This window comes from Plantactinospora alkalitolerans (assembly GCF_015690345.1).
GTDB classification, from domain to species: Bacteria; Actinomycetota; Actinomycetes; order Mycobacteriales; family Micromonosporaceae; genus Plantactinospora; species Plantactinospora alkalitolerans.
This window is the reverse complement of the sequence record NZ_JADPUN010000238.1, coordinates 16,900-27,274: the sequence shown is the minus strand read 5'-3', so window position 1 is coordinate 27,274 and position 10,375 is coordinate 16,900. Positions and strand designations below refer to the sequence as shown.

Sequence of the window (10,375 nt, the reverse complement as noted above, 5' to 3'; positions counted from 1 at the left end):
TGGCGAACCCCAAGATCGGCGAACGCGAGGTACTGGCCGCGATGCTGGAAGCCGACGCCGGGGTGATCGCCGAACACGACGGCATCCTGCTCATCTCGGACAAGGGCTTCGCCTCCAAACCGTTCGAGCGGCAACTCGCTGCCCAGGGCATCGAGCTGCTGCGACCGTCCCGCAAGCGGGAGAAGGCCCACTACGGCGAACCGATGCTCAAGAAGGTCCGCCAACTCATCGAGTCGGTCAACGACACCCTCAAAGGCCAACTCGACCTGGAAGAACACGGCGGACGGACCTTCGAGGGCGTCGCGGTCCGAGTCGCCCAACGCCTGCTGGCCATGGCCGCCGCGATCTGGCACAACAACAAGACCGGCGCACCCGTCACCCGGTCACTGATCGCCTACGACCACTGATCCATTCGGAACTACTCGTCTAGCTAGGAGACCCCGAAGTCGACCCGGTCGGCGAGGGCGGGATAGGGATCGTGGTAGACCGCCACGGGCCGGACGGCTCTGCTCCGCAGTCGGAGGATCGCGTCGTGCAGCACCCCCGGCACTCCATCCAGGCTGACGTATTCGAGTTCCGGCAGGGCGTGCAACGCGGAGATGTCGGACAACGACCGGCATCGGTCCAGCCGCAGGTGCCGTAGCCTGCGCAGCTTCGACAGCGTGGAGAGATTTTCGACGCCACTGCCGCTGAGATCCAGGTGCGAGATCTCGGGGCAGTTCGCCAACCCCGATATTTCCACCAGGCCGGTGGAGTCGACCACGGCCAGCCGGGCGAGTTCGGGAAAGGCCTCGAGGAAGTCGAGGTTGCGGCCGCCTTCGACCGCCGACGTCGACAACACACTCAGTTGTGGGCAGCCGAGCAGCGCTCTGACGTCGTACTGGGTGACGTGTCCAGCCAGTTCCACGTGTCGCAGCGTGGGTGCGACCTTCGGCAGACCGACGGTGCGCCCCGGTGCCAGTTTCAGACTGAGTCGGCGCAGTTCGTGGCAGCCCGCGACCCCGCCGGCATCCTCGACGCCCTCGCCGACCGGCCGGGCCCGGAGCGTACGCAGGGCGGACAGCGGGCGGCAGAATTCGAGACCGCCGAAGGAGCAGCCGTCGACGGAGAGCGTCTGTAGCCGGTGGAGCTGCCCGACCGGCCCGAGGTCGGCGATCCCGAGACAACCGTCGAGTACCAGCACCCGTAGGTCGCTCAGCGCGGCGACCAGGTCCAGCGAGCTGACGCTCACGCAGTCACCGAGGTAGAGCTCCCTGATCCGGGTGGCGCGACCCAGCTCCGAGACGTCGGCCAGGAGCTTGTTGCCGCTCAGATTGAGGCGACCGAGCCTCGGCAGGGCCGACAGCCCGGCCAACGACCTCAGGGTGGCAACCTGTCCGCAGTCGAGTTCGCGAAGCTCGACGGCACTACCCACCGCCCTCAGATCCTCGATCCCCACAGCTGCGTCGAGGCGTACGGAGGTGATCGTGGGCGCGGAGGGCAGGGCACGCAACTGTGCCGTGCCGTGAATGGTGACCTGAGTCTGGCCGAGCGGCAGCGACGCCAGGACCCGATCGGCGTACTCCTCGGGGTCGAACCATTCCCAGGCGTCCACCAGTTCGGCGGCGAGGGCCTGGGCGAGTGGCGAGTTGGCGTAGTCGACCAGGATCTCCAGTGCGGTCGGGCCGCCGATTCTCGAGGCGGTCCAGATACAGGCCTGGGCGACGTCGATGCCGGTGCCCGGCTGGTACCGCAGCCAGTTGAGCGTCTCCTCGCCGAGGCCGACCAGCAGCCGTGCCTCCCCGAGGTTGCGCGGTGGCAGCACCTCGCGGATGACCTCCCGGGCCTTCTCCGCCACCGCCAACTCGACCTGACGGGCCGCCCCCATACATTCGGCCGCCAGCAGCAGCATCACCCGACGTTGGTCCCGGTGTTTCTCTGCCCTGGTGAGAAGGCCCTTGATGATCGCCGTCGCGGTTTTCCTGTTGCGGGCCGTGCCCGACGCGAAGACCAGCACCCTGTGCCATTCCGCGGAGGTGGCTCGGGCGAGGAGTTCCGTGACGTCCCCGTCGTAGGCGTACGCGCTGCCGGTCAGGAACTCCTGGAGCGACCGGTGCGCGAACTGCGCCTCGTTGCTGGCAACCTGCCGGAAGACCACGCTTCGGCGAAGCAGGTAGTCCAACGCGTGCGACGCTTCGAGCTTGGGCGCGAGCATCGCCCGCAGCTGGTCGGCGACGATGTCCAGCGCGGACGCGTCGTGCAGTCGTTCCGGTACCGTGCCGGCGATGTCCAGGGCGTGGCTGGACGGCTCCTGGGAGAGCGAGATCAGTTCCCCCAGCGGCTGGATCCGGATCGAACTGGCCGAGGCGTCCGACATGTGCCGGGCGATGGCTTGCAGCAGCAGTTTCTTGTCGTTGTAGTCCAGCAACGATCCTGCTGAGTGCCGCAGGTTCCGGTCGCGGTCCCGTAGATCGATCAACGCGGCGACCACTCGCCGATAGAGGTCTATCCGCGTCCTGGGAACCGACTCCTTGATCCGGTTGGCGTAGAAGGCGCAGAGCATCGCGCACATCAACGGCGTCTCGCTCAGGTCGCGGACCGCCGGCCGGGTATGGAAATCGTGCAGTAACTGGTCGCGCCGCCGCTTGTATTCCAGGCGCTCCTGCACCGGCGTCGACGTGAGCAGTGCGTGGAACCAGCGGTGGATGCATTCCAGAGCCTCCTCCGGATTCATCGGCAGCAGGGAAAGGTGCCGGAAGTGGTGCCGGAGAAACCAACGCCGGTCGAGATGATCCGGCCGGGAGGTCATCACGAAGTGTGCCTTCGGATGTCGGACGATGAGTTTGCCTATCCAGTCCGCCGCCACAAGCCGATCATGGTCCGGTACCTCATCGAAGCCGTCGAATATCACCACCGCGTCGCCCGTGTCGAGCCTGGTGGTCGCCCAGGACACCAGGGACGCCTGTCCCCGGTCCGCCGAGGGGATGACCAGACTCTCGTACGTCGGTTGCTCGCGATGAAGGAACAGCCGACGCAGCGGCACCATGAACGGCACGCAGTCCTTCCACGGTGCGATCGTCGCCGGCGGATTCCGGGCCGCGAGGGTGATTGCGAGCCACTGGGCGATCGTCGTCTTGCCGGATCCGGCGGCGCCGGTGATGAGAATTCGACTGCCGTGCCCACCCACCCGGGTCGAGTCCCGCAGTATCCGGCCGAGTACCACGTCGACCTGCCGGCTGGGCTCCGGGCGTTCGGGCTCGTACCGATCGGTTCCGTTGGTGGGCTCCGTGGAGCGCAGCCGGATGTAGGCCACCTCCACCGGGTGCTGCCGCAGTTCCGGCGGCAGCGCAACGCCGAAGAGATCGGTGTACTGGTGGGTCGAGGTGATGTCGGTGCGGTAGTCGGCCTCCAGCCGGCCGGTCTCGACCGTGGCGCCCGGCGGAAAGAGCGGCGGGATGACGCTGGTGATCGCCCGGTCCAGCACTTCGTCGATCTTGCGAGTCAGAATGTACGTTTCCCAGGCCACCTTGCTGTCGAAGCCGGGCAGGTCCCGCACCAGGGCGTGCAGGTAGGAACAGGACTCGTGGAGGAAGAGGCGGCCGTAGGCCTGGCCCTGGTCGCTCAGTTGCTGCTTCTGCCACCGCTGCCTGGCGACCGGAGTCAACCGCCGCCGTATCTCGGGTACCGTCAGGGCTTCCTGAAGCACCGTCTCCGGGTCGACGTTGATGACGTCGAGCGCCTCGATGACACCCTCGATCGCCTGGGACCGCTCGTTCTCGTCGAGCTTGCCGAATTCCCGTAACTCCATCCGCCGGAGCCGGTCGGTGATCCGCTCCGCGGCGTCCTCCAATCGGAACGGAAGTGCCCGAGCGGCGTACTCGCCCTCTTTGATCTTGGTCATTGCCGACGCGATGTCGCGTAGGCCGTCAATCCGGGGGGCCAGGGTCGGAAATAGAACCTTGAACGCGCCACCGACAATGCTCTGGGCCATCCTCTTGAAGCCCTCTGCCTCTGCCACGGAGCGTCCCCTCCCAGTGGGTCGTCATCGCGGCCTACGCTGTGGGAACCCTGTCGGCCGTCGAAGCTTGCGCCGGTCACGTCAGCGATTGAGGCGACAGTATCGACAGTTGGCCAACATCACATCGGGCCGGAAGCCGGCCCGCAGGCGTCCTTTCATCGAATGCCCATGTCCCTTTCGTCAGGTCCGGTGTCCCTCCGTTGTCCGGGCGACAGGCTCTGAGCGGCAGGCTCCGGCGGGCTCCGGACGGCACAGCCGACCGGGCGGGGATCCCGACAGGCCCCGCGCCCACCCGGCATAGGATTGGGTCAGATACGTCGGGTGGGAGGACGGACGACAGGGATGATGCGCCGCTGTGACGTCCTCGCCCGATCTGGCATGTCTGCTCGCGGTGGCCGCCCGACCCCGCCCGGTGGTCATTGCCCGGCGATGGCATGACGCCGCGCGCCTGGGCGGGCCTGACGTTCGTGGTCCTCGTACTTCTCCTGGTCGCCGCCACCGCCCTGCTGGTGCCGTGGCACCGCCCGCCAGCGCCCCGGGTGGACCAGTTGGCCGCCCTCGACGAACTACGGCCCGAGGACGTGGCCCGGGGGCGTGCCTTCAAGTCCGCCCTTCGGCCGGGCAGTTACGGCGGGATGGCGGTCGGACTGCTCGTCGCCCTGCTGCTCGGCCTGACCCCGCTGGGCGCGAAGCTGGTCGGTCTGGTCGGTCGCCCGTTCGGGAACAACTGGATCGCCCAGGCGGTGCTCGGTGGGCTCGCCGTGGTGCTGGTGGCGGACCTGCTGACCCTGCCGTTCGCCGCCTGGCGACACTCGGTGGTGACCCGCTACGGACTTGCCACCCAGGGCTGGGGCGGGTGGACGATCGACCTGCTCAAGTCGTACGCGGTAAGTGCCGTGATCGGCGCGGTGGCCCTGCTCGGCTTCTACACCGTGATCCGGTTGGCGCCCCGCTGGTGGTGGGCGTTCGGTGCGGCCGGCGCGGCGGTACTGGTCACGCTGCTCTCCTTCGTACTGCCCGTGCTGGTGGAGCCGATCTTCAACCGGTTCACCCCGATGGAGTCGGGGCCACTGCGTACCGAGCTGATGGCGCTCGCCGAGCGGGACGACGTACCGGTCCGGGACGTGCTGGTCGCCGACGCGTCCCGGCGGACCCGGGCGGTCAACGCGTACGTCTCCGGATTCGGGCCGACCCGTCGGATCGTCGTCTACGACACGCTGCTCCGCGAGGCGCCACCGGCCGAGGTGACCAGCGTGGTCGCGCACGAGTTGGGGCATGCGAAGGATCGGGACGTGCTGACCGGCACCTTGACCGGTGCGCTGGGTGCCGCCGTGGCGGTGGTGGCGCTCTACCTGCTCGGCTCGTGGGGCGCGCTGCTCCGGGCCGCGGGTGTCGACTCGGTGGCCGATCCGAGGGCGTTTCCACTGCTGATCGCACTGGTCACCGTGGCCGGGCTGGTGGCCGCGCCAGCCCAGGCGTGGGTGTCCCGGCAGGTCGAGGCGCGGGCGGACGCACACGCGTTGGCCCTCACCGGTGACCCGGCCGCCTTCGACGCGATGCAGCGCCGGCTCTCCAGCATCAACCTCGCCGACCCGGATCCGCCGCGTTGGGAGTACCTCTACTCGGCCAGCCACCCTTCCACGGTGGAGCGGATGGCGGCGGCCCGCGCCTACGCCCGAGGAGCCGGCGGTTGACCAGGACACTGCTCGTCACCAACGATTTTCCCCCGCGTCCCGGCGGGATCCAGTCCTTCGTGCACGGCCTGGCGGTGCGACAGCCGCCCGGCTCGCTCGTCGTCTACGCCTCGACCTGGCGCGGTGCCGACAAGTTCGACGCCGACCAGCCGTTCGAGGTGGTGCGGGAGCCGACCAAGGTACTGCTCCCGACCCGGCACGTCGCGCGCCGGGCCGCCGAACTCGCCCGGGCGTACGACTGCGACACGGTCTGGTTCGGCGCCGCCGCGCCGCTGGGACTGCTCGCCGGAGGGCTGCGCCGCCGGGCGGGGATTCGGCGGGCCGTGGCCCAGACCCATGGTCACGAGGTCGGTTGGGCGGCGTTACCCGGTGCGCGGTCGGCGCTGCGCCGGATCGGCGACGGCGTCGACGTGACGACCTACCTCGGCGAGTACACCCGGGTACGGCTGGACCGCGTGCTGCGGGGCCGTACCGAACTCCGCCGGCTGGCGCCCGGAGTGGACGTCGACGTCTACCACCCGGACGTCGACGGTGCGCAGGTCCGGGCCCGGCACGGTCTCACCGACCGGCCCGTCGTGGTCTGCGTGTCCCGGCTGGTGCCGCGCAAGGGCCAGGACGCACTGATCCGGGCGCTACCGGAGATCCGGCGTCGGGTGCCCGGCGCGACGCTGCTGGTGGTCGGTGGCGGGCCCTACCGGGCAACGTTGGAGAAGCTGGCCCGGCGGGTCGGCGTCGCCGCCGACGTGGTGTTCACCGGCTCGGTTCCGACCGCCGAGCTGCCGGCGCACTACGCGGCCGGAGACGTCTACGCGATGCCGTGCCGGACGCGTAACCGTGGGCTGGACGTCGAGGGGCTGGGCATCGTCTACCTGGAGGCGTCGGCGACCGGGCTGCCGGTGGTGGCGGGCAACTCCGGTGGCGCCCCGGACGCGGTACGGGAGGGCGAGACCGGCCACGTCGTCGACGGGCGGGACGGGCGTCAACTCGCCGACCGGGTCGCCGCTCTGCTCGCCGACCCCGAACTGGCCCGCCGGATGGGTGCCGCCGGACGGGCCTGGGTGGAGCGCGAATGGCGCTGGGAGAACCAGGCGGGGCGGATGACGGAACTGCTCGACGGCTGACCGGGCGGCGGAACCGACAGGTGTGCCGGCGGGGCCTGTCCGGCCACGAAGGTGACAATATAGAGCTGGTTATCGATGGTCCGCCGTGACACGATGATCACGTGCGGGACTCCGTACTTCCCGGGCTGGTGGCGGTGGCGGGCGTGCTGGTGCTCACCACCGGCGTCGGGCTGTGGCGGCGTCGGCGGGACGGCGTGCTGCGTCCGGTCGCGCCGCTCGATGGCCCGTCGCCCCGGTCCAGCACGAGGGTAGGGCCAGGGCTGCCGGTCAGTCCGGGTCTGCTGGTGGCGCTCGGCGTCGAGCCGGGTGTTCCGGTCACGCTGTTGCAGTTCTCCTCGGAGTTCTGTGCGCCGTGTCGGGCGACCCGTCGGATACTCGCCGAGGTCGCCGAGACGCTTCCCGGGGTACGCCACGTCGAGATCGACGCGGCGAGTTCACCGACCGGGGTCAGGGCGCTGAGCATCTGGCGTACGCCCACGGTGCTGGTGGTCGACGCCGACGGCCGGGTGCTGCACCGCGTCTCCGGTGTGCCGGAAAGGACCGAGGTCGTCGCGGCCGTCACGCCCCTGCTCACGCCCCTGCTTCCCGAGACGCCGTCATGATCCGCAGATTGTCACCCGCCTGGACCCAACCGGGCCCCCGCCCCTGCCGACCGAGGTGACCGTGATGCTCGACCCTCGTGGACCGCGCTTCGCCGCAGGTCTCACCGCACTCGTCGTGATCGTCGTGATGATCACCGGCTCGGGCTGGTTGGCGCTCGCCCAGGCGCTGGTGTTCGGCCTCACCGCTATTGATCCACGCCGGGGTCCGTACGCGTGGCTGTTCCGGGCCGTCGTCGCGCCCCGGCTGGGTCGACCGGCCGAGTTGGAGCCGGTGGCGCCGGTCCGGTTCACCCAGGTCGTCGGGTTCGTCTTCCTGGTCGGTTGCGCTGCCGGCTATCTGGCGGGGCTGCCGGTCCTGGGCCTGGTCATGGCCAGCCTGGCGCTCGCCGCCGCGTTCCTCAACGCCGCCTTCGGACTCTGCCTGGGATGCGAGGCGTATCTGCTGTTCCGGCGGCTGACCGGGCGGGCGATCCCGGCCCGGGTGCCCAACCCGGCACCCTGACCGCGACGAGGGGCACCGCCGGAAGTACGAACCGCCGCCCGGCCATCGGGGGCCGGGCGGCGGTCACGGGGTCGATCAGAACTTCGGTGCGTCCGGTGCCTCGAGGAGACCCAGCCGGAGCGCGGTCATCAACGCCTGGGCCCGGTTGGCCGCGCCCAGCTTCTCGTAGAGCTTGGAGATGTGCGTCTTCGCCGTCGACTCGCTGACGAACAGTTGCTTGGCGATGCCGGCGACACTCATTCCGTCGGCGAGCAGGCGCAGCACCTGGCCCTCCCGTGGCGACAGTTGCGGGCCGGACGGAGCCAGCCGACGCTTCATCGCCTCGGCGAGATCGGCGGCGGTGAACGCACTCGGCGACGAGGCGGCGTGCCGCGCGGCGGCCACCACCTCGTCGGCGGGGGCGGTCTTCGGCACGAAGGCACTCGCGCCGGCTTCGAGAGCGCCGAACAACTGGTCGTCACCCGCGTACATGGTGAGGACCACGATTCCCATGGTCGCGCTGGACTTGCGGAGGGCTCGGGTAGCTTCGAGCCCGCTGCCGTCCGGAAGGCGGAGATCCATGATTACGACGTCGGGCTGTAGGGCGCCCGCCTGTCGGACCCCCTCCGCGGCAGTGGCGGCCTCGCCGACGACCTCGAACTGCCGGTCCCGCTCGAAGGCGTGCCGCAGGCCCTTGCGGATCAGGTCATGATCGTCGACGAGCAGAACCTTGGTCCGAGTGGTCGGCGTGGGGCTGGTGGTCATGCTCGGGTTACTCCCCTTCTGATGCAGTGACGCTATCGCGCACGTTATCGCGCCGGGGAGAGGTTCCGAGCACCACTGCCACCGTCGTGCCGCTGGGGTGTCGCGGACTGATCTCTAGCCGGCCTCGGATACGTTCCGCCCTCTCCGCCATGATCGCAAGACCATACCTGCCATCAGGGCGCTGGTCAGCAATGCCCTGACCATCATCCGACACTTCAATCTGGGCAAATGGGGGATCTATGGCACAGGTGACCCAAAGGTTCGCCGCCCCGGCGTGCTTGCGTGCGTTCGTGATCGCCTCCTGGGCGATCCGGAGCAACTCCGCCTCGGTCGCGGCCGGAAGCCTGGCGGTCGACTCGTCGAGCGTGTAGTGCACCCGCAGCCCGGCGGAGGCGCCGACCGTGCGGGCGTACTCGGCGATCGCGGCGGCGAGCCCACCGTGCCGGTCGACCTCGCTGCGCAGCTCGAACAGGCTCAGCCGCAACTCGGTGATCACCCGGGTCACCTCGCCCCGGAGGACCCGCAGCTCCTCGGCCGTCTCCTTGGCGCTGTTGGGGAGGCTGGCCAGGGCGTTGTCGATGCCGTACCCGACCATCACCAGTTCCTGGGCGACCCCGTCGTGGATCTCCCGGGCCAGTCGCTGGCGCTCCTCGTTGGTGGCCAGCGACCGTACCTCGTCGAAGAGCAGCGCGGCCTCCAGCCGCAGCGCCGCCGGTCGGGTCAGCGCGGTCACCTGGGACACCACCGCCGGCGGGTACGCGCCCGCGACGTCGGCCTCCAGGGTGACCAGGCCGACCGTCCGGACCCCGGCGACCAGGGGTACGACCAGCGCGGAGACGTCCCCGCCGGAGTGTGAGCGGGCCTGTGACCGGTGCGCGGTCTGCGGTTGCTGGCTGGCCCAGGCGTCGGCGATGGCCGAGTCGGCGTCGAGCGTCGTCTCCCAGTCGACCCGGTCCACGCCGGCCTGGGCGAGCACCACCAGCCGGCCACCGCCGCTGGCGGAGAGCACCGCCGCCCGGTCGGCCCGGGCCACGCCGCGCAGTTCCTCCACCAGGTGCTCGGAGATGCTGCCCGGATCGAGAGTCGCTCCGGGAAGCTGTCTGGCGACGCTGCGCAACTGGGTCAGCAGGCGGGTCGCCTCGGCGTACGGCTGTGGCCGGCCCTCGCCGCGGGCCTGCATGATCCGTTGCAGGGTGCCGGCCGCGGACAGCCCCAGGGCGGCCAGGATCAACCACTGGGCCGCCACCGCCAGGTAACCGGGCTGGCCGATCAGCCGCCCGCCGTCGGCGCTGGTGAAGGCGCCGTTCACCACCAGGGTCGCCGCCGTGACCGCGATCAGGGCGATGCCCTCCCGCGAGCGGCGTTGCAGGGCCGCGACGGTGAGCGGCACGGCGAGGTAGGGGAGGATCGCCGACGCGCCGAGACCGGGCATCGGGGTGCCGATGTTCGCCGCCGCGGCGACCTGACCGGCGGCCAGCCCGACGATCACGACCTCGGCGAACCTGCCGAGCGGGGCCAGCGGCCGATGTCCGGGGGCGATCACCGCGGGAATACCCGCGACGGCGAGCAGGGCGACCCAGCGGAGTTGGCCGGGGTCCCGGGTGGCGATCAGGGTGAGGACCGCGACGAGCGCGAGCATGACGACGCGCGCCGCCGCCGCGAGAGGATGCGGGCGGGGAAGACCGGAGGTCGAGGCGGGCACCTGACGGATGGTA

The 10,375-nt window shown here is 70.2% G+C and carries 8 protein-coding genes; 5 read left to right on the top strand and 3 right to left on the bottom strand.

Going from position 1 to position 10,375, the window contains the following annotated elements; translation table 11 throughout:
* Window positions 1-407 (top strand): transposase (locus I0C86_RS26805; RefSeq protein WP_323373422.1); only part of this gene is annotated, 407 nt, incomplete at its 5' end.
* A 23-nt stretch (window positions 408-430) separates the two neighbouring features.
* On the opposite strand, the gene I0C86_RS26800 is transcribed toward I0C86_RS26805, so the two are convergent.
* On the bottom strand, window positions 431-3,997 hold the full coding sequence (locus I0C86_RS26800) for an NACHT domain-containing protein (RefSeq protein ID WP_196204058.1): 3,567 nt from the start codon (window positions 3,995-3,997) through the stop codon (window positions 431-433).
* 434 nt (window positions 3,998-4,431) lie between these two features.
* Here I0C86_RS26800 and I0C86_RS26795 point away from each other — a divergent pair, with 434 nt between their 5' ends.
* The 4 genes from I0C86_RS26795 (at window position 4,432) to I0C86_RS26780 (ending at window position 7,916) form a co-directional block, all read left to right on the top strand.
* A complete protein-coding gene (locus I0C86_RS26795; RefSeq protein WP_196204057.1) occupies window positions 4,432-5,691 on the top strand; it encodes a M48 family metallopeptidase in 1,260 nt (419 codons plus the stop codon).
* Window positions 5,688-6,812 carry a glycosyltransferase family 4 protein gene (locus I0C86_RS26790; protein ID WP_196204056.1) on the top strand — a complete coding sequence of 375 codons (1,125 nt, stop codon included), beginning with the start codon at window positions 5,688-5,690 and terminating at the stop codon, window positions 6,810-6,812. Before I0C86_RS26795 ends, I0C86_RS26790 begins: the two co-directional genes overlap by 4 nt.
* Window positions 6,813-6,913: 101 nt before the next feature.
* Window positions 6,914-7,414, top strand: coding sequence for a TlpA family protein disulfide reductase (locus I0C86_RS45195; protein WP_323373867.1), 501 nt, complete (start codon window positions 6,914-6,916; stop codon window positions 7,412-7,414).
* A 64-nt stretch (window positions 7,415-7,478) separates the two neighbouring features.
* Complete coding sequence (locus I0C86_RS26780) at window positions 7,479-7,916, top strand: DUF4395 domain-containing protein (protein WP_230394847.1); 438 nt, start codon at window positions 7,479-7,481, stop codon at window positions 7,914-7,916.
* Between the two features lie 75 nt (window positions 7,917-7,991).
* Here I0C86_RS26780 and I0C86_RS26775 read toward each other — a convergent pair whose 3' ends face one another.
* A complete protein-coding gene (locus I0C86_RS26775) occupies window positions 7,992-8,660 on the bottom strand; it encodes a response regulator transcription factor (protein ID WP_130460771.1) in 669 nt (222 codons plus the stop codon).
* 7 nt (window positions 8,661-8,667) lie between these two features.
* Complete coding sequence (locus tag I0C86_RS26770; RefSeq protein ID WP_196204054.1) at window positions 8,668-10,362, bottom strand: sensor histidine kinase; 1,695 nt, start codon at window positions 10,360-10,362, stop codon at window positions 8,668-8,670.
* Window positions 10,363-10,375 lie beyond the last annotated feature (13 nt).

Excerpts from the sequence above, each read along its gene's own strand:
- I0C86_RS26775 (WP_130460771.1), bottom strand. The coding sequence starts at position 8,660 with ATGACCACCAGCCCCACGCCGACCACTCGGACCAAGGTTCTGCTCGTC.
- I0C86_RS26795 (WP_196204057.1), top strand. The coding sequence starts at position 4,432 with ATGACGCCGCGCGCCTGGGCGGGCCTGACGTTCGTGGTCCTCGTACTT.
- I0C86_RS26780 (WP_230394847.1), top strand. The coding sequence starts at position 7,479 with ATGCTCGACCCTCGTGGACCGCGCTTCGCCGCAGGTCTCACCGCACTC.